Annotated in this window: 18 protein-coding genes; all 18 read right to left on the bottom strand. The window is 36.4% G+C overall.

What is annotated here, in order from left to right:
* Positions 1 to 30: 30 nt before the first annotated feature.
* The 18 genes from AC1RNB_RS13580 to AC1RNB_RS13665 all read right to left on the bottom strand — a co-directional run bounded on the left by AC1RNB_RS13580 (position 31) and on the right by AC1RNB_RS13665 (position 18,755).
* On the bottom strand, positions 31 to 1,068 hold the full coding sequence (locus AC1RNB_RS13580; protein ID WP_493083621.1) for a FemAB family protein: 1,038 nt from the start codon (positions 1,066 to 1,068) through the stop codon (positions 31 to 33).
* A 38-nt stretch (positions 1,069 to 1,106) separates the two neighbouring features.
* Positions 1,107 to 1,856, bottom strand: a complete 750-nt coding sequence (locus tag AC1RNB_RS13585) for a cytidylyltransferase domain-containing protein (protein WP_493083623.1) — start codon at positions 1,854 to 1,856, stop codon at positions 1,107 to 1,109.
* Positions 1,853 to 2,839, bottom strand: coding sequence for an N-acetylneuraminate synthase family protein (locus AC1RNB_RS13590; protein ID WP_493083625.1), 987 nt, complete (start codon positions 2,837 to 2,839; stop codon positions 1,853 to 1,855). Before AC1RNB_RS13590 ends, AC1RNB_RS13585 begins: the two co-directional genes overlap by 4 nt.
* Positions 2,840 to 2,871: 32 nt before the next feature.
* Positions 2,872 to 3,918 carry a pseudaminic acid synthase gene (gene pseI, locus AC1RNB_RS13595; protein ID WP_493083627.1) on the bottom strand — a complete coding sequence of 349 codons (1,047 nt, stop codon included), beginning with the start codon at positions 3,916 to 3,918 and terminating at the stop codon, positions 2,872 to 2,874.
* A 5-nt stretch (positions 3,919 to 3,923) separates the two neighbouring features.
* Positions 3,924 to 4,682 (bottom strand): WbqC family protein, encoded by a 759-nt coding sequence (locus AC1RNB_RS13600; RefSeq protein WP_493083629.1) that lies wholly within the window; start codon positions 4,680 to 4,682, stop codon positions 3,924 to 3,926.
* Positions 4,679 to 5,629, bottom strand: coding sequence for a hypothetical protein (locus tag AC1RNB_RS13605; protein WP_493083631.1), 951 nt, complete (start codon positions 5,627 to 5,629; stop codon positions 4,679 to 4,681). The genes AC1RNB_RS13600 and AC1RNB_RS13605 overlap by 4 nt, the downstream gene beginning before the upstream one ends.
* 4 nt (positions 5,630 to 5,633) lie before the next feature.
* On the bottom strand, positions 5,634 to 6,404 hold the full coding sequence (locus AC1RNB_RS13610; RefSeq protein ID WP_493083632.1) for a TylF/MycF/NovP-related O-methyltransferase: 771 nt from the start codon (positions 6,402 to 6,404) through the stop codon (positions 5,634 to 5,636).
* 60 nt (positions 6,405 to 6,464) lie between these two features.
* On the bottom strand, positions 6,465 to 7,154 hold the full coding sequence (locus AC1RNB_RS13615) for an acetyltransferase (protein WP_493083633.1): 690 nt from the start codon (positions 7,152 to 7,154) through the stop codon (positions 6,465 to 6,467).
* A complete protein-coding gene (locus tag AC1RNB_RS13620) occupies positions 7,151 to 8,182 on the bottom strand; it encodes a PseG/SpsG family protein (protein WP_493083635.1) in 1,032 nt (343 codons plus the stop codon). The genes AC1RNB_RS13615 and AC1RNB_RS13620 overlap by 4 nt, the downstream gene beginning before the upstream one ends.
* A 2-nt stretch (positions 8,183 to 8,184) precedes the next feature.
* Positions 8,185 to 9,537, bottom strand: coding sequence for a glutamate-1-semialdehyde 2,1-aminomutase (locus AC1RNB_RS13625; protein ID WP_493083636.1), 1,353 nt, complete (start codon positions 9,535 to 9,537; stop codon positions 8,185 to 8,187).
* A 38-nt stretch (positions 9,538 to 9,575) separates the two neighbouring features.
* Complete coding sequence (locus tag AC1RNB_RS13630) at positions 9,576 to 10,256, bottom strand: class I SAM-dependent methyltransferase (protein WP_493083638.1); 681 nt, start codon at positions 10,254 to 10,256, stop codon at positions 9,576 to 9,578.
* Positions 10,257 to 10,320: 64 nt separating this feature from the next.
* Positions 10,321 to 11,196, bottom strand: a complete 876-nt coding sequence (locus AC1RNB_RS13635) for an aldo/keto reductase (protein ID WP_493083640.1) — start codon at positions 11,194 to 11,196, stop codon at positions 10,321 to 10,323.
* A gap of 38 nt (positions 11,197 to 11,234) precedes the next feature.
* On the bottom strand, positions 11,235 to 12,407 hold the full coding sequence (gene pseC, locus AC1RNB_RS13640) for a UDP-4-amino-4,6-dideoxy-N-acetyl-beta-L-altrosamine transaminase (RefSeq protein ID WP_493083641.1): 1,173 nt from the start codon (positions 12,405 to 12,407) through the stop codon (positions 11,235 to 11,237).
* Positions 12,404 to 13,327, bottom strand: coding sequence for an SDR family oxidoreductase (locus AC1RNB_RS13645; RefSeq protein ID WP_493083643.1), 924 nt, complete (start codon positions 13,325 to 13,327; stop codon positions 12,404 to 12,406). The genes pseC and AC1RNB_RS13645 overlap by 4 nt, the downstream gene beginning before the upstream one ends.
* 6 nt (positions 13,328 to 13,333) lie before the next feature.
* Positions 13,334 to 14,332 carry a UDP-N-acetylglucosamine 4,6-dehydratase (inverting) gene (pseB, locus tag AC1RNB_RS13650; protein WP_493083644.1) on the bottom strand — a complete coding sequence of 333 codons (999 nt, stop codon included), beginning with the start codon at positions 14,330 to 14,332 and terminating at the stop codon, positions 13,334 to 13,336.
* 40 nt (positions 14,333 to 14,372) lie between these two features.
* On the bottom strand, positions 14,373 to 15,458 hold the full coding sequence (locus tag AC1RNB_RS13655; protein WP_493083646.1) for a Wzz/FepE/Etk N-terminal domain-containing protein: 1,086 nt from the start codon (positions 15,456 to 15,458) through the stop codon (positions 14,373 to 14,375).
* 67 nt (positions 15,459 to 15,525) lie between these two features.
* A complete protein-coding gene (locus AC1RNB_RS13660; RefSeq protein WP_493083648.1) occupies positions 15,526 to 17,991 on the bottom strand; it encodes an SLBB domain-containing protein in 2,466 nt (821 codons plus the stop codon).
* 224 nt (positions 17,992 to 18,215) lie between these two features.
* The gene (locus AC1RNB_RS13665) at positions 18,216 to 18,755 is read right to left on the bottom strand and encodes a hypothetical protein (RefSeq protein WP_493083649.1); all 540 of its coding nucleotides are present in this window, start codon (positions 18,753 to 18,755) and stop codon (positions 18,216 to 18,218) included.
* Between the last annotated feature and the right edge of the window lie 241 nt (positions 18,756 to 18,996).

The raw sequence follows: 18,996 nt of genomic DNA on the forward strand, positions 1-18,996 counted from the left end.
ACACTTGATTCTTTCTTAAGTTACGACAATTCATATAATTGTATAATTTAATATAAATCTCGAAGAAACATCTGATGCGAATCCCTCCTTAAATTCGGCAATCCTGATTTCTTTTTCCGAAGGTTTTGGTATATCAGTTAAAAAACCACGAATCCCGATTTTGTACCAGCTAATTTTCAATCGTTGCATTTCTCCAATTGCTATAAACTGAACAACATGACCAATTGGTTTATCAAAAAGAGAACGGTCGTAAGCTGCCACACCATAAGAGGCTTCAGTTGGTGAGGTTAAAAAAAAACCTCCACCTATCATTCTTCCATCAATATCTCTGAGATAAACAAGAAAAGCATTGCCTTTTTCAAGAACACTAAAATGCATGTTCCAACTCTCTTCAGACCTCGTTATTCTACCAGAAACATATAGATGCAGATCTCTAAACTCTTGCCAAATAACTTCATCTGCATGTTTCAATATACCAACCTGCCACATTTTCAAACCTGAGTTAATCAAAGATTTGTAGCTTTTCCTAAATTGAGTTTTAATATCATTTATATCTAACGATAGATTAATTAAAAGTTCATATTTTAATCGTGCTATTGCACCATTTCTGACTAATTCATAGTGCCACTCACTAATTCCTGTTTTATTCAAAAAAACTTCTTCGGAGGTAATAGTTTTGATTCCTGACTTTCTACATATGCTTTCCATTAAGTTTATACAAACTTTACAAATGGATTTTTTGACTTTTTTTGAACTTTTAGAAACAAAAAGTGGAGGTAATACAAAAGCATGAAATGATTTTAGTTCTGCGCTGCCATTACTTTCTTTGAAAGAAAGAGGCCAAACAGCACATACCTGGCTATCATGCTTAATAATAACAGACAGGTCTACTAGTTGAGTGCCCAATCCAGTTTCATACACATATTGAAAATCTAATGTATCGTTTAAGTAATCAACTGGAACATAAGAAGCATTGTCAAGTACCAATTGCCAGAGTTGCTTATTATCATTTCTGGGAATTACATCTAACTCAAACTCTGAGAAAAAGAAATTATATAAATCAGACATTCTATTAATTACAATAACAATAAGTAATTCAACAAATTTTAAATGTACATTGTTTTAAGTCCATCTTCGACATATGGAGAAACCAGTTGTTTGTAAAAAGGATTTGAGTCCAGGAAGGAAATAATATCAGCGAGTGGGATCAGGGGACGTTTCTCTTTGAACCTCTTATATACTGCGCGGCATAGAATCAAATCCTCAGGATAATCAATTGTTAGTCTGATATCCATACGTTTCATTTCTTCAGGAGCTTCTATATTCTGTATTTTGAACTTCTTTTTGTTTTCTCGAATGTATAGAGAACACATTTCTGACCGATGCCGACTATCACCATGTTCCCAGCTATGCTTATATGCTTCCAGACGTATAATCTCAATTCCTGATCCGTCGGGCATGTTATCTAACATACTAAAATCATAATCATTCTCAACATGAAGTCGCCAGGCAGTTTCTATAGCCTCGAAATACATAAATGGAGATTCGGTAGTAACTCTGAAAATATCTGTACCTTCAGCAGCTTCGCAACATTGAATGAGCCGGCTAAGTACATCATTTTCGTCCCCAATAATATACTTGATATTATGCTTTTGAGCTACATCAATAAAACAAATATTATCTACACCTTCACTAATTCCAAGAACAATATCTGCAACTCCAGGATATACCTTCATCGATGAAATAATATAATCCAATACAGTAAGTCCCTCCTCCACATCTAAGTTTTGCAATGGCTTTCCATACAACCTACTTCCATTATTTCTACAGGCTAGGCATGCAACAAGTTTTCTCATTTTAATATTGAATTTTCAATTGCACTATTTATTGAGATATCGCTTAGAAGTTCTTTACCAACAACATCTTCTTTTCGTGTAAAAACACCCTCAACAGGTAAAACACTGATTCGCTTTAGCACGATATCAGATTTAGTTATAATAGTTCCCTTTTTTAAGGGATACCGAGCAACTGCAACCTTTCCTGCTTTCTTTTTATATTCGATTTCTTTATCAATTAAAGAGAGCTCAGGACTTCCCAATGCTGGTTCTAATAATCTGATAATGCCTACGAACTTCATAAAACGATCAATACTAAGTGCAGAAATATAATCTTCAATCTGCAGATTATAGTCTAGTGTGATATGCTTTTCAATACAACTTACACCCTGCCCCATCGCAATTAAAGCTAAATGAAAAGCTTCTTCGCTGGCTCCTCCTGAATGATCCATAAATCCAACTTGCACTTCTGGAAATATTTTCTTTAGCGTACTAATTCTCAAAAGATGGTTGTCTTTTGTTTCAGTAGGTTCAGCTTGAAATCCATGCATTAATGTAATCTTATGCCTCTCAGAAACACTGTTTATTAAAAGAGAAAGATCTTCCTCCGGTACACCGCTGCATGATATAAATATCTGTGAAAAACTGGCCACAGCTTCTTGTATAAGATCTGTATTATAGAAATCGGTAGCAGATATTTTAACTCCATCAGCATTCAACTTTAAAGCTGCTTGTAAACTATCGGGGCCATATATATCAAAATATAACTTTCTGTTTTCCATTTTAATACGATCTGAGATCTCTTTCCAGATTTCAAATGGCATTTCAAGAGATTTAAACAATTCGTAATAAGGATATTGAGGTATACATAATTCGTCAGCATATACTAACTGAAATTTAATAGCATCTGCTCCAGCTACAATTGATCCTTTTGTCAGTAATTCTGCAAGTACAGGCTTCCCCTCATATCCTTGCGCTATTTCAGCAATGATTTCGATTTTCATATTATTTAATATTATCGACTGAATTTAATCTACTAATTGACTAAAGACCATTCAACGGGAGTTCCTTTCTTTACATCCGTTGTAAGTTTTTTCCCGATTAGAGATTTCAAATGCTTTGGGTGAAGGCCAAATCCTGGACGGATTGATCTAATATTCTTATCTGTCACCTCTTCTCCGGCTTGGATGTCTTCTACAAAGAAAAGGGACCTTCCTGTAACACCCCGTCCATTCAGAACAGAATCTTCAGATTTATAAGATATTTCTCCAATACACTGTTCACATTCCCTAATCCTTTTAACCATTTCGGTAAATTCCTCAGCATTCATTGAGAAAGAAGAATCAGGTCCTCCGATGGATCTATCTACAATAAAATGTTTTTCAATAATTTTCGCCCCCAATGCCACCGCAACTACAGGTGCAATAAACCCTATTGTATGATCGGAAAGGCCTGAAACGACATTATACCTTTTCTGCATGTCAGAGATTGTCAACAAATTTGCAGCCGAAATAGGTGCAGGGTATTCTACTGTACATTTCAAAAGTGCAATTTGTTCATTACCAACATTACGACAAGTATCAATTGCAAGTGATATATCTTCTTTTGTTGCAATCCCTGTTGAAATAATAACAGGTTTGTTGGTCATAGCTACTTTTTCGATCAAGTTAATATCAAGAATTTCAGGTGATGCTATTTTATAAGCAGGTGCATTTAGAGATATTAATAAGTCAACGGCACTATTATCGAAGGGAGAAGAGAAGCAGATTAGCCCCTCATCCATAGCTACATTGAAAAGTTTTTCATGCCATTCCCAAGGTGTATATGCCTGTTTGTATAAAGCATGCAGAGTTGTCCCATCCCATATTGTTCCATGCTTAATTTTAAAATATTCTTGATCGCTATCAATAGTTATAGTATCAGCGGTGTAAGTCTGAAATTTGATTGCATCCGCGCCAGTTTTTTTTGCTGCAACGATTGCATTTATCGCATTTTCAATTTTACCATTATGATTGCCAGATAATTCTGCAATAATAAAAGCAGGAGTCGAATCCCCAACAGTTTTATCCCCGATTTGAAACATACTCATTATAATTTTAAGAAGTCTTTTCTAAATTCAAGAAAATGGACTTTATCCTTACGCCCGGTCCTGATTATATGAAGCGCGTTTTCAAAGCCCTCATTAAACAATAAATCAAGAATACTCATATAAGGTATAAAATCTGGATACAATTGGGTGTATTTGGGATGTTCATAAAAATGATAATACAATTCAATATTCTGCCTATAAAGTTCTCCACCGGCTGACAAAGCTTCAATATAATCAGCAGAACCTTGTGGAGAAATATACATTGTACTATTAATTTTTTTGCATATTGCAGCGAGTCTGGCGTCTTTTGCTCCTTCTATACCTTCTAATGAAGAAGATGTCAAAAAAATAGTTTTTATCCCTAAGTTCTCGGCTACATTCTTTATAAAACTCTCATTAAACTGAGATAGCAATTGGTGCTTTGTTTCGTATAGAGCAACCAAAAATTCAAATACAGCAGTAAAATGAGCTGCCTTTTTATAACTAGATTCAATACTTTTTAAATGCTTATTTTGCCATTTTTCTTCATAAGAAATTTCAGATTCACATATTAATAAGTCGTCTCTACTTTTACTTTTTTTTATGGGAATTGTGAGATAAAGTTCTCCATTTGAGGATTTGATCCTGTTACGGATCTGCCAGCTTCGTCTTGCTAACTGAACATCATCATAAAAAACAAAATTATCAACCTGATCAATCAAATCAAAATAACCAATCCAAGGCAAAAAAGTAGGTTGCATTATTGCTGAAAGATTCATATAGCTTTTTCGCTTTTATTAGTATGGCAAACGGCATAGCCTGCTCCGTTTATACCATACCCATTTCCATTATACAACATATAAAGAATATTTTCATGTTTGAAAACGAATGAATATTCAATCATCTCCGAATCCCATCCTTCAGTTGAAGGATCCATTGCTGCCTCATCATCATAACGGATCCATTTTTTTCCATCACAAGATTCGGCATAACCTATTCTATACCCTATTAATGGGTCCTTATAAGAAAACCACATTCTATAAATACCATCCTCCTCAAGTACACAAGGTCTAGCCAGAGCAGTTTCATTCGGGTTAAGTTCCAAACAAACATGACCGTTTCTTTCCCAGTTAACTCCATCTTCAGATTCGGCATATTTAATATTATACTTTGGCAAATCACGATTTATCCATCCTTCTCCTGAAACGTACCACATTTTCCATTTATCCTGTATTTTAACCACACAGGGACCTGTAAGAATAGAAAAGGGTTCTCTATCTGTACGATGAAGTAATGGAGCTCGAGAGTTTCTGACAAAGCTATTTCCACCATCATTGCTGACAGCCATACCTGCAATTAAAGACATCCGAGTTGTTGATCCGGCATTCCAGCCAATATAGTAGAGATATTTTCTTGTACCGTCATTTGCTATCCATGAAGGAGTTACTCCATTATCGTCGAATGTTCCCAACTCTCCTATTGTAAGTATTGGTTCAGTTGGTTTTTCAAGTATAGAGATAATTCCATCTGCCACTTTGGCGATAACAAAGCCGATATGTGAGCGGTTTGAAGAATCACGGCCTGAGAAAAAAATACGAAAAAGATCTCCTTCAATATGATCAGCCACAGGAACCATGGCAAATGATTGCATCCACCAAAGTCCCAAATCAGGCGTTATTATTAACCCTTTTTTTTCCCAAATCTGTTTTACTCTTTGAGTAGACATATAGTTAAGAGATTATAACATATGACCGATCAGTCATGAATTTCGATTTGTGAATAGTGTATTTAATACTCATAGTCTTAAAAACTTCTTTGAATGCAATCGTCTCACCTGGATAATCTGCAGAATTGAATTCATCGAGCATAATCACTGAACCAGGATACAAATTAGGAATAATAGCTTCTAAACATGCTTTTGTTGGTTCATAAAGTGCCATATCGAAATATGCTAGTGCTATACTTTCTTCTGGATGTTCCTTAAAGTATTTGGGTGCCGTAATAGTTACATCACCTTCTACAGTCTTATGTTTCTTTACAGCTGCCAAAATATTATTCTTCTCGTGATAATCGATAACGTTATCGAGGTATTCCTTATAATTATTACTAACGGTGTAACCTCCAACTTTTATTGTTTCACTTTCTTTATCCTTCATAGAAAGAGAAGGGTATCCTTTGAAGGTATCAAAACCTATTATACGCCTTGCCTGGTTAAAAGGCTCATAAATAGCGCGAAGATTTTCGAAAAGAACCAAATTTTGCCCCCACCATGTTCCGAATTCAACTATACTGCCCGGCTTATCTAGAATGAGTTGATATAATTCATTAACAAAAAGGATCTTGGCTAAGGCCGAACTCCTCATGTATAAGCCAAGAACCGTCAATAGTTGATCGTCTGGCATAGGTCTATTCCTGAAGAGCTCGTAAAGATGTTCTCTTTGCTTTACTTGTTCTTGTGACGACTTTGTTTCTTCTTTGTAGTTAAAGTTTGATGTTTCCATTTTATATATTAAATATTAAATTAAAAAAAATAGTTAGAACACAAATTCGTACACGGAAGGCTAATCTAAATTGAAATATACCTTCTTCAGTTTAACAGCAATTGTATCCTGCGGGTCAAGAATTGTTGATTTCGGACCCAATATAACGGAATCAGAAATTATATCTTTTGTTACCATAGCTCCCATTGCAACAAATACCCTGTCACCAACATTTATAAAGTCTTTAAATGTTGAATTTACTCCAATAAAACATCTCTCACCAATAACGGTATGACCACTAATACAAATATGACTGCTAAGATATGTATGGTCCTTAATCACACAACCGTGTCCAAGATGATTCCCACTCCATATCATAACATTATTGCCAATTTTAACAGTAGGTTGAATAGTTTGGTTTTCTAATACAAAACAATTATCGCCTATTGTCAAATCGCCCCAAAAAACCGACCTGGAACAAACATAGCTTACAAGTTCATAACCTTTACCTTTGGCCTCATTATATTTTTGTTCTCGGGTAAGATTTAATTTATTGTAACTTAAGGCAACATGCATAGCGTATTTAGTAGGAGGAAATAAAGTATCAATATCTTCAAATGGAATTAATGGCTTATCAAGAAAGGATTCCGCTTTAATGTGTGCTTTATCTGCTGTAAACGCAACTATGGTATATTCACTATCATTGGTCATGTAGTAATGAGCAAGTTCTGCAATTTCTCCAGTTCCAAAAATAACAATCTCTTTTTTCATAAATGATTCTTTTTAAGATTCATGATACTCCTGAATATTCTTTCTTTTCCTTTACCATCAAACATAAGAATGTTATTACGGCTAAAGGTTCTACGTAATTCGCGATCTTCTACTAGTTTCTTAAGATTTAATTCAAAATCATTATCTGCAACCTCATCAGTCATTCCAAGGTGAAGAACACCAACTTGCTCAGCAAAATATTTCATCACCATTTCATGGTGGTGATTATTTGAAACACTTATACAAGGCAAGCCTAAAATTGATGTTTCATATTTTATTAAACCACTATTTATAATTCCAATATCAGAAGAAACAATCACTTTACTCATATCTGATGAGTTGAGAATAATCTCTGATTGTCCTTTGTGGAAATGCAGAATGTCATCTATTTGCTTTTTCCGTTCCGGGGTTAAATGAGTGATTACAATACTGATTTTATAGTCATAACCTGCTCTAACTAAAAGTTTAAGATACTTTTCAGTGAGTTGATCAGCGTCGCTTCCCCCCATACACACAAATACATGATTAACATTATCTCTATTAATAACCTTTGGAGAAGAGAGAAATTCATTACGAAAAATGAAATATGATGGCCCAATCAAATAGTTAGTCGTATCCTTATTTTCAAAAAGTTTTTCAGCACCTACATAAGGAACAATTGCCAGATCTACATCAAACTCATCCGTAGTAAAATCTTCAAAGGAAACAACGTTGAAGTTCTTCGACTTCAAGAAATTAATGTACAATCTATAATCATCAATTGTATGAAAAACTACTCTATTATTTACATCTAATACAACAATTCTTTCGGTATAAGTTGAAGCAATAATCTCAATATCAGTCTCAGCTTCCATTACCTTGTATGGGATGCCTTTACCAAAAAGTAGTGATGCTGCTCTGCTATCACTATCCTTGAGTAAAAAAAGAAAAGGGATTGAATAGTCCCTAAAATGAATAGCAAGACTAATACAACGCATTATGTGTCCAAAGCCGATTTCCGATGATGCATCTACCCTGAAAAAAATCATCGTTAAAGAAGCTTTCTGAAAACTGGTTTGGTTGGTTCTCCAATTAAATATTTACTCACGTCACCATCCAAAGCTGGTTTATAAATATTTAAAGCCTCATCTAATGCTTCTGCAAAATAGTTAACATCAGCAATAGTATGAGAATAACTAGGCACAAAAATGCCCTGAAAAAGAACCCCCCTTTTAATCATTTCCTGCATAACAAGTGTTCTTAACTCCATAGATATTTTTCCTGTTTTATCCCTGAAAAGGAACACAGGTTGCCATTCACATGGTATCTGAGTAATGAACTGATCCAACTCATGTTTCTTAATTACTTGTTGGCACAAGTCATTTAAAGTTTTTCCGATCTTGAACACATGATCAATTACATTATTATTCTTGAACTCTTCTATGGTAGCCAATGCAGCTGCCATGCTATGAGTCTCACCACCGTGAGTTGTAGATATTAAAAAAACCTTTTCTTGACCTTTATTTCTAATTCCCCCTAGTTCCATAACCTCCTTTGTACCTGTTAGGGCGCAGAAAGAAAATCCATTTGCAATCCCTTTACCCCAGGTAGCCATGTCAGGTTTAAGTCCATATCGAGAAATCGTTCCTGGTAAATCAGTTTTAAAACCAGTAACCATTTCATCGACAATGAAAAGAGCGCCATTTTTATGGGCCAGATCGATGGCCTTCTCCATGAATGTTTTAGGATCTCCATTACAACTACACCCAAGAGAACAAGTACTTTTTTCCGGCTCGGTTATAACACCAGCAATTTGACCGGGATATTTTTCGAAAAGTGCTGTTAATGATTCAATATCGCAAGACTTAAATGTAACTGAGAGAGCACTAAACTCTTCAGGAACGCCTTTATTACACTGAGTAGTACCTATGAACCAATCGTCATATGAATAAAATGGATGATCGCCTGGAAAAGCGATCAGTTTTCGTCCTGTAAAAGCCCTTGCCATTTTTACAGCAGCAGTAGTCACAATTGATCCATTTTTAGCAAATTTTATCATATCGTGCTGAGGGACTAGCGAAAGAAACCGTTCCGCGGTTTCACGTTCAAGTACAGAAGGTCTCTGAAAATTAACCCCCTTAGTTAACTCATTATGAACTGCTGCTAATACCGGTTCATACGCATGCCCCAAACTTACACTGGTAAGTCCCATTGAACAATCAAGAAACTGATTGTCGTCAATATCCCATAAGTAGGCGCCCTTCCCATAAGCAATAGCTGCGGGTGCTAACGCAGGAAATTGGTCGTCACCTTTTGAGTATGTATGTGCCCCCCCCGGTATTAGGTCATGTATTACTGACCTATATACTTCAGAATTCTTATAATTACTTATATTTCTGAGCATATGAATTATTTAGTTGATTTAGAAGTATTTTGAACAAATTACTTTGTTGCAACTGCAACAAGAAAATCAAGTGGCATTTGCATTAGATTTTCAGTGACATTCCCCAATTCAATTGTATTAAAATGAGGTTGTAAATAAAGTTCTAGATATTTTAGATTATCGAAATAAAAATAAATGCTGCCATTTCGAAAATCAAAATCGGTTATTTCATATCTATGATCTCCGAGACACTTCGCTCTTTTATAAATAGTGTGCTCGGGACCAACAGTCATTAAAAAAAGTTTACCGCCTTTTTTCAAAACTCTTGCATGTTCTGCAATGGCCTCTCGCATTAATTTTTCATCAGATTCATAATGAATCGCATTTACAGATAATACATAATCGAAATATTCATCTTTGAATGGCAAATCACGATTATGTCCGTGTCTGACATCAACAACCAGCCCTTCCTGTTCAAATATTTTATTGGTAATATCACATATACTCGGATCTACTTCAACACCAAAACATTGCATCCCTTTTTCTAAAAAAGGTTTAAAGTTTTGACCAAAACCACATCCAACATCCAGCAGTCGTTGTCCTTTTTTACACACTGGTTTTTGTTTCAAATAGCTCCCAAAGAAAAGTTTAAGAATTGCTTCATTAGGATATTTCGGATAATCTCTTGCTAATAAGCCTTTATAAAACTTACTCCACTTTTTTTGATCAATTGCTTTCATAAACTTTTCGGTTTAATTTTTTTGATTATTATATGGATTAATAACTAGCCAAAAAGTATTATATCTAAGGCCAAAATGATGGATTAATTAACCCAAGATCATTAGATATAAGTGTTTCTGGCAATGACGGAACAGTTTGATGAACCGCATTAACTATTTCGGTCAGATTTTGTAGGCTATCCACACCAACTATTAATTTACTGATCTCAGAGAAATGAAGCACCTGATTAAGGCATGCCGCAAGAGGGGATATTCCTGTATTGTTTAGCCATTTGTCATATTCGCGCCACAAAGTATCCCAGGTGTCAAAATATGAAGGCCTCTGATCCTTCTGCATCAATAGCAGTCCTTGCAGAAACACAGATCGCACATGTATTTCCACTCCCATATCATGCAATTTTTTTAACCATCCAGAAGTGCTTATTCTTCTATCAATTAGATTAAAGGGTGCCTGCACTATGTCAAATGAAAACTTACGCAAAATTAGATCTAATTCTTCCGGAGAATAAATAGATATTCCAATATTCTGTATGATTCCGTCACTTTTCATTTGATTAACACTATCGTATAATTGCTTGCCATTAGGGCCTAGTAGTTGCGAAGGTGTATGAAAAAGAACTGCATATATTTGAGATATTTTAAGGAATTCCAGGGACTGTTCAATTGTTTCTCTAACCCATTTATCTACTTCAACACAATCATCGGGAACCTTAGGAATCTTAGTAATGACTTTCCATTGCTTTACTCCGACCAATCCAAGACGTTTTTCACTATCTCCGTAACCAACTGCTGTATCTAGCATTGTTATACCACAATTCTCTCCAAAATCAAGAATTTGTTGGATTTCATCCATGGAAGTTTGGCCAACTCTATTATTGATTCCATAGTTCATACCGAACTGAACTGTTCCTATAACAAGTTTATTACCGATATTACTCAACTTCGTTATTATTTATATTTACTTCAATATTTTGTGACCTAGAACAGATTTTGAAAGCCCAACGGCTTGTTAATGCTTTCCACAATAATATCTTGTTGTTTCGTAGTCAGAGTTGCATACATAGGTATACTAATTGCTTCTTCATAGTATGACTCTGCTTCAGGGTAATCTGATTTACAATAGCCGATTTTTTGATAATACGGGTGGTGATACACAGGAATATAATGAAGATTAACAAGTATTCCAGATCCTCGTAATTTTTCAAATATTTGCAAGTGATCCGTAACACTATTTCCTTTTTTAATTCTTATGATATAAAGATGAAGTGCTGAAAAACAATCAGGATGCTGCCAAGGAAGTTTCACCCATGGTTCTGTTAATAATTCATTATACCTGCGTGCCAACTCATGTCTTTTTTGAACAAATTCGTCTAACCTTTTCATTTGACTTAACCCCAGAGCGGCCTGTATATCTGTCATTCGATAATTAAATCCAAGATCTATCTGTTGGTAATACCAAGGGCCATCTGGTTGTTTTGTCATTTCATTGGGGTGCCTTACAATTCCATGACTTCGTAACTGTGTCAAACGTATTGCGATTTCATGATCATTTGTAAGACACATTCCACCCTCACCAGTGGTAATAATTTTAACCGGATGGAAACTAAATACTGTTATATCCGAATATTTACAATTGCCGATAGCTTCATTTTTGTACTTACCACCAATCGCATGAGATGCATCTTCGATAATTTTAAATCCATATTTAGTTCCCAGCTTATGAATTCTTTCCATATCGCATGACTGGCCAGCTAAATGAACAGGAATAACCACTGAAGGTAGTTGTCCATTTTTTTTTGCCATTTCAAGTTTAATTTCCAGTGCATCTGGACTCATGTTGTAGGTTTGAGGATCTATGTCTACAAAATCAACACTGGCGCCACAGTACCTGGCACAATTGGCAGATGCGACAAAAGTAATCGGAGATGTCCAAACTAAGGATTTTTCATTTACACCAAGAGCACTGCATGCGATATGCAAAGCTGAAGTTGCGCTATTAACAGCTACAGAGTATTTCGTACCGCAATAAGTCGCAATACTTTTTTCAAACTCTGGCACCACTGGTCCTTGAGTAAGATACTCTGAGCGCAAAACTTCAACTACAGCCTGAATGTCTGCTTCAGATACATCTTGTCTTCCGTAAGGTATCATAATTCTTTTATTTCGTTAGAAAGTCCATATTGCTCGTGTAAGTATAATTTTCGTAGATCATCATCAAGCCGTGATATGTCTCTTTCCAAAAAAGAAGTTACCTTTTTGTTTGAAAGGCTCATATCAGCCGGTCGTTTCACTAATCCTGGCTGAGTTATTATCAATCCTTGTTTAATAAAGGAAGCATCCATCTGAAATACAGATGCAACTTTTTTTCCAAATTCGAACTTAGAAACTCTTTCATTACCAGTTACATTAAAAATACCAGTTGCATTCTTATCAACCAACTCGTGTATTACTTCTACCAGGGTTTCAGCAAGTATTGGAGAATAAAACACATCTTCAAATAAGGTGATTGTTTTTTTTTGTCTTAATGAATCGATTATTGTATCACTAAATGATCTACGATAATGTGGGCCCCATGCATAAAAATTTGATCGTATGATCAAAGCGTCGGGATTTGCTTTACTTACAGCCTCTTCGGCTTTCGCTTTCGTAATTCCGTAATTGTTCTTTGGCGATAATGGTTCATTTTCGTCAACTAAAAACCGGGTTCCATCGTATAAATGATCAGTCGAAATGTGAACCATTTTTACGCCTGCATCTGCTGCTGCAATTGCAACATTGGACGCGAGCTTGACATTTATATGATAGGCTAAATCCATATTGGATTCGCATAGCTCCACATTCGTAAGACCTGCGGTATGAACAATTGTCCTAGGTCGAAACAGTTGAAGTGCTTTAATAATATCTTCAATGGACTCTAAATTAATCTTACCAGAAGTAACGTTATTAATATCAATATTTCGATTGTGCAAACCGAGAATAATATTTTTTTTGTCTCGCATGGTCATTGCCCAATTGATTGACAAAAGTCCAGATCCACCTGTTAAAAGAACAGTTTCTCTATTAAAATTCATTCTATATCAAAATTTTCCGATCGAAATTTTATTATAGTTAATCCATTCTCTTAATTTCTCAACAGGCATCCATTCACTATTATTGTCAGATGTGTAAGTGAAATCTTCTTTTACTTTTATTCCGTTATTAATTCTAGCTGTGTCAGATGACCAAGAATGAATAGCTGGCAATATCTTATAGTAGCTATCATATTCAAAAGTATGTGGAGCATCTTCTAATCCTATCATTTGCTCATGCAATTTCTCACCGGGACGTATACCAATAATTTTATGTTTTGCTCCTGGGGCAACGGCTTCTGCAATATCCAAAATAGTCATTGAAGGTATCTTTTTAACGTAAATCTCTCCACCATACATATCATCAAAAGCTCGCCATACTAGTTCAACACCCTGTTCAAGGGTAATCATAAATCGAGTCATTCTAGTATCCGTTATTGGCAACTCACCCTTTTCAGCCATAGAAGTAAAGAAGGGAATAACGGATCCACGTGAACCCATTACATTGCCATACCTAACTACTGAAAAAATACTTTGATGAGTTTTGGCATTAGAATTAGCCGCAACAAATAATTTATCAGATGCTAGTTTAGTAGCACCATAAAGATTAATTGGATTGCTTGCCTTATCAGTAGAAAGTGCTACCACTCTTTTGATACCACGGTCAATACATGCGTCAATAAGATTCATTGCGCCATCAATATTTGTCTTGATGCATTCAAATGGATTGTATTCAGCAGTTGGAACTATTTTAGTTGCTGCCGCATGAACTACAAAATCAACTCCATCAAGAGAGCGTGCTAAACGATTTTTGTCTCTTACATCACCAATAACGAATCTGACGCGCGGATCTCCTTCAAACATCTGAGCCATTTCCCATTGTTTCATTTCATCTCTGGAATAAATAATCAGATTGGAAGGATTATATTTCTTTAATGTCATTGGAACAAATGTTTTCCCAAATGAGCCGGTACCACCTGTTATCAAAATAGATTTTCCTGTAAGCATATTGTTATTTAATGTTGATTAGATTGTTTAAATGTAAAAATTAAATAAGGATTTTCCTGTACCAATGAACCCCGATTAAGAAGAGTATGCATATTATTGAAGATAATACCCCCCCTATTATCGATGACTTAATTTTACCTGTTGTCTCAGATTCTAATGGGAAAATTGGATTATCAATCACCTGTATTAAAGGCGTTTCTTTACGCAATGAGATTTTAGCTAGCTCTAGATTCTGCACTAGTTGAGTTAATATGGCCGAATTAGCCTGGACATCGATCTGCCTTCTTGCAGATGGCACTCTTTTTATATTAAAAGCTTGATTTAGATTAAATGTGTTATCCCCCTCTTCAGCCACATTAAGCATTGCGGTATTTAACTCTCTGCGTATAGAATCTGTTTGAGTCTGAAGAATTACCAAGTTATCTTTTGCTTTTTTAGATTTTGTTTCTATATAGAAATCAGACACGACTTTTACTAAATTTTCTGCAAACAACTTCGCGAAGTTTTCATTTACAGAGTTAACCTTCACATATATGATCGATGCTTTTTTGTCTTTTTGAGAAACAGACAGAGAATTTGAGAGTAAATTTCCATATGCAAAAAGGAGAATTTGATTTTGGATTGGTGTTAATTTAGACTCATCTGAATTTGGAATAAAATGTGTTTGATAAAACTCACTTTCTCGCTTCCATTTATTTCTTATCCCACTAAACTTAAGATAGAACTCAATCAGAGAAGTCTCATTACCATCAATATTGACTGATTTAAGCAGTGTTTTAAATACCAGTGTTCTTGACTTCATCAATTCTATTAAGTTCCCTCCATTGAAGACACCACCAGCACTCGGTGCAATGTCTATTCCAAAAGAACTAGCCAGTCCTAATGCCCCTGAAAACCCAGAGTTTCCTTTATCGTCCTCCAATACAAAACTGAGTGTCGCAACAAATTTTGGTTTTTGCAGAAATGCATATACAAAACCAATACCAGCTCCCAGTAAACAAAATAGCGAAATTATTAGAAGTCTGGTACGTAAATAAGAGAATAAAAAAAACAATTCTTTTATAATTTCTTTCAAACCAACTTCATTCTCCTGAGCTTCATCCTTAGGATCATACATTTCACTCATTTGTGATACTTTTAAATTGGATATACGTAATGATCAAGTTATTTAGATACACTGAATTATTTAAAAATCATAACCGGAAAATTGCGATTACAACACCTGCTAAGCTGGCTAATGCACTAGAAATTCCAATAATTTCACCAGTATTCATACTTCTTTTTTCAATCTTCTTTGGCACCACTAATTCACTACCCGGCAATACTTTTGGATAAAATTTGAAGAATAAAAAATGTTTAGTAGTAGCCGCTTTCCCATTGGCATACACTACGTAGGCTTTTTTGCGCCAGGCATCTCCACTAAACCCACCGGCTTCATTGATATAATCTTTCAGAGAGTTTCTCTTTTGAAAAGGAACCTGCGTTGCCAACAAAACCGAACCACTAACTTTCACCTGCCCATCAAATTTGGGTATAAAAAGTTCATCCCTGGAACGGACCACCAGGTCTTCCACAGAACCGGTGGATTGCAAAATCAAAGGAAGATCAAGTGGTATTTTATCAAATTCCCTGGTAATTTCATCCGCAATCATTTTAGCGGAAGTATCTTTCGCATTTTTCTCTAATTTCTTGGCTACATCCGTGGATTTCTGTTTTTCTTCTTCGGTTTTAAATCGTTTCAGGTAAGCCCCTTCCGGATAAGCATCAGGTGTATAACCACCTGCCCGCCGTAACAGATCACTTACTCGCTCGTTTCTACTACTCAATGCATAGGGCCCGGGGTATTGTACCTGCCCGGATACAGTTACTGTTTCTGGAATCGTATATCCGGCTTTTCTGCGGATAGTAATTACATCAAATGCCTGTAAGCCAATGTTGGCGGCGGCAGAACTCAGATCACCGTTGATTTCTGTATTAATTATAGTACTGGCACGGTTATCAGTAGCCGCAATCGAATCTCTTTTGATTAATCTGGCAATTTCAATATTTTTAAAAGCTGCATCGGTAAATCCACCGGCCTGCAGTATCAGATCTTTCAAAGAAAGGTTATCTACATATTCATATTGACCAGGCATACGCACTTCGCCCTGAATAGTGACTTTAAAAGGATCGCGCAGATCGAGTACAGAACTAACCAGTACCTCATCTTCTCTTTGCAAAAGACTATTATGGGTCAAATCTCCGGATAATGCTTTTTTAATATCAAAAGACAAGAGAGATCTGGTAAGATCTTCCTGCAAACGGATGATTTGCCCCCTGCCGGTAAATGCATCCTCCTTCAAACCATCTGCCCTTCGGATCAGGTCCGCTACCCGTAAACCGGGTGTCAACTGGTACACATCCGGACGGAAAACAGCACCCGTAATGCGCACCCTGTTTTCGAAACGGTTTAATATTTTAGAAGCCACAAATACATCGCCACTTTGCGGCTGGTAGGTATCGTAGGCACTTGATTCCAAATCCTGTACTTTTCTTTCTTTTTCGCTGCGCTGAAAAATTTTGACAGAAGCCCGGTAAGCCGTATCGGTAAAACCAGAAGCAAAATCGAGGATGTTCGCAAAACTTTCGTTAGGCAATACTTCAAAATAACCGGGTCTTTTAACCTGTCCCTGTAGTTCTACTCTTTTTTTATAGGCAGGAATCCGGATTACATCATTATCCTTTAACCCAATATTATCAGATTGATCCCCATGCAACAACAAGCGGTAAAGGTCTATTTTCCTTTCTACTCTATTATTACGCACCAGCTCGATTTCACGAAAGCTGCCAAAAGCGGTAGGACCACCGGCAATATATAATGCATTAAACACAGTAGACAAGGAAGAAAGCGTGAACGTACCCGGCCGATTGGCCCCGATAATCAATACTTTAATACTGCGGATTTTACTCAACGTAACCGATAGTTTTGAGTCGCCGGACTTTAAATAGGCATACACCGTATTACCCATCACCGTTTTGATCTTCTGTGTAGCCGCTTCAATGGTTAATCCGGCTACTTTTATCTGCCCTACATTAGGTACCGTAATAAATCCTTCGGCAGATACCAATAAATCGCCCTCATATTGCTGTACACCGTATACATTAACCAGTATCTGATCATCCGGCCCCAACACATAATTCAACGGGGTGGCCAATTTCATATTGGGTTCAAAACTGGGAGATACCGTTGTATATAATTCAGAACCAAATATTAAAGGATCAATTAAAGGCTTGGGCGGTTTTTCCTTGTATTTTTCCGTATCTAAAGTATCCGAACTATTATCCGATTTTTCTGCTGAGGCCTTGTCGCCATCTTTTCTGGCTTTCAATTTCCCTACTTCTTCCTTACCCTCTTTGCCATTTAACGCTTCTACCCTTTTTTTCAACTTCGCAAATTCAGTCGCCGACATACCCTTGGCCAATGCAGCCTGCTCAGCCTGGTCAATTGTCATGCCTGCACTAGTTAACTGTGTTTTCAGCTTGCTGATATCTGCATCGCTAAGCTGGTCAACCCTGATCTGGCTCAAATCTTTCCCTTTTAACAAATCCTGCGCGGGAAGAGTGAGGGTGGTAGTAAGTGCGATCAAGAGGAAGAGTATACATTTACAAACTCTATTCATAATTCGATGCATTTAGTCTTTAGTCTTTGGTCTTTGGTCTCCTGCAAAGCGGGATCTTAGTTACGATTTGCCTGATTGGTGGTAGAGATTGAAATTTAGTGTTTTGCAGTTAGTCTTTGTCTTTTAGCCTAAAGGTAAAAACCGAAAAAAGCTAAAGACTAAAGACCAAATCCCAAATCGTAGCGAAGCGAAGATCCCGCTGAAAGCGGGAGACCAAAACCCAGCTACCCTTCCAACAAATCAATCACCACCCCCAAATCCAGCAAATGCTCCTCACTAAATTCAGGGATAGTGAACAAGGCCACGCGGATTTTTTTGCCGATCAGGGGTTCTGCTTTATCAATCAGTTTGTGTAGATAGGTTTTGTCGATATCACCCACAATCACCAGGTCAATAAAACGGGAGTTTTTGCCCTGGGCAAGGTCGCCGGTAAGGTACACTTTGTCTACCTCCCCCAATTTAGCAACCACCTGTTCTATTATCTGGTCAAGCCCTACATGTTGCAGGATAATATTACGCAGGGAACCAAAGAGTGGATGGCCAGTATTAACGGCGTAATGTTTTACTTTGGCTTTGGCATCTTCTTCCTGCACCTCAATCAGATGCATTTCGGACAATTTGTTTAGTTCCAGGCGAACCGTATTACTGCTAACGCCCAATTCCTTTTCCAGACCGCGCAGATATACTTTGCTGGCCGGATTAAGCAAGAGTTTGGTTAACAAACGAATGCGGATTTTACCCGAAAAAAGATGGTCTAATAACAAAAAGGAAGATTAAGAAGCAGTTTGCGGTAATTAAATAAAATATCTAGACAGATAATTTGCACCAATTCAGTCAAACAAATTTAAATACTATAGTTACATAACGGCTTCGCCGTCCTGACTCCCAGACCGGGGTCAAAATGATACATTATTGAGTAGCTAAACTAAGAAGCTGTTTGAGTTAAATAAATAAAAGAGGCTAATGTGGAAAGGATAGACTAAAGATTGGAAGTCAGTCGTTGAG

Source organism: Sediminibacterium sp. GW821-FHT12F12, assembly GCF_058806635.1.

Coding starts and splice junctions, on each gene's coding strand:
- AC1RNB_RS13605 (WP_493083631.1), bottom strand. CDS start 5,629: ATGTCTACTCAAAGAGTAAAACAGATTTGGGAAAAAAAAGGGTTAATA.
- AC1RNB_RS13590 (WP_493083625.1), bottom strand. CDS start 2,839: ATGAAAATCGAAATCATTGCTGAAATAGCGCAAGGATATGAGGGGAAG.
- AC1RNB_RS13615 (WP_493083633.1), bottom strand. CDS start 7,154: ATGAAAAAAGAGATTGTTATTTTTGGAACTGGAGAAATTGCAGAACTT.
- AC1RNB_RS13585 (WP_493083623.1), bottom strand. CDS start 1,856: ATGAGAAAACTTGTTGCATGCCTAGCCTGTAGAAATAATGGAAGTAGG.
- AC1RNB_RS13610 (WP_493083632.1), bottom strand. CDS start 6,404: ATGGAAACATCAAACTTTAACTACAAAGAAGAAACAAAGTCGTCACAA.
- AC1RNB_RS13620 (WP_493083635.1), bottom strand. CDS start 8,182: ATGATTTTTTTCAGGGTAGATGCATCATCGGAAATCGGCTTTGGACAC.
- pseC (WP_493083641.1), bottom strand. CDS start 12,407: ATGATACCTTACGGAAGACAAGATGTATCTGAAGCAGACATTCAGGCT.
- AC1RNB_RS13660 (WP_493083648.1), bottom strand. CDS start 17,991: ATGAATAGAGTTTGTAAATGTATACTCTTCCTCTTGATCGCACTTACT.
- AC1RNB_RS13645 (WP_493083643.1), bottom strand. CDS start 13,327: ATGAATTTTAATAGAGAAACTGTTCTTTTAACAGGTGGATCTGGACTT.
- AC1RNB_RS13580 (WP_493083621.1), bottom strand. CDS start 1,068: ATGTCTGATTTATATAATTTCTTTTTCTCAGAGTTTGAGTTAGATGTA.
- AC1RNB_RS13655 (WP_493083646.1), bottom strand. CDS start 15,458: ATGAGTGAAATGTATGATCCTAAGGATGAAGCTCAGGAGAATGAAGTT.
- AC1RNB_RS13625 (WP_493083636.1), bottom strand. CDS start 9,537: ATGCTCAGAAATATAAGTAATTATAAGAATTCTGAAGTATATAGGTCA.
- pseI (WP_493083627.1), bottom strand. CDS start 3,918: ATGTTTCAAATCGGGGATAAAACTGTTGGGGATTCGACTCCTGCTTTT.
- pseB (WP_493083644.1), bottom strand. CDS start 14,332: ATGCTTACAGGAAAATCTATTTTGATAACAGGTGGTACCGGCTCATTT.
- AC1RNB_RS13630 (WP_493083638.1), bottom strand. CDS start 10,256: ATGAAAGCAATTGATCAAAAAAAGTGGAGTAAGTTTTATAAAGGCTTA.
- AC1RNB_RS13600 (WP_493083629.1), bottom strand. CDS start 4,682: ATGAATCTTTCAGCAATAATGCAACCTACTTTTTTGCCTTGGATTGGT.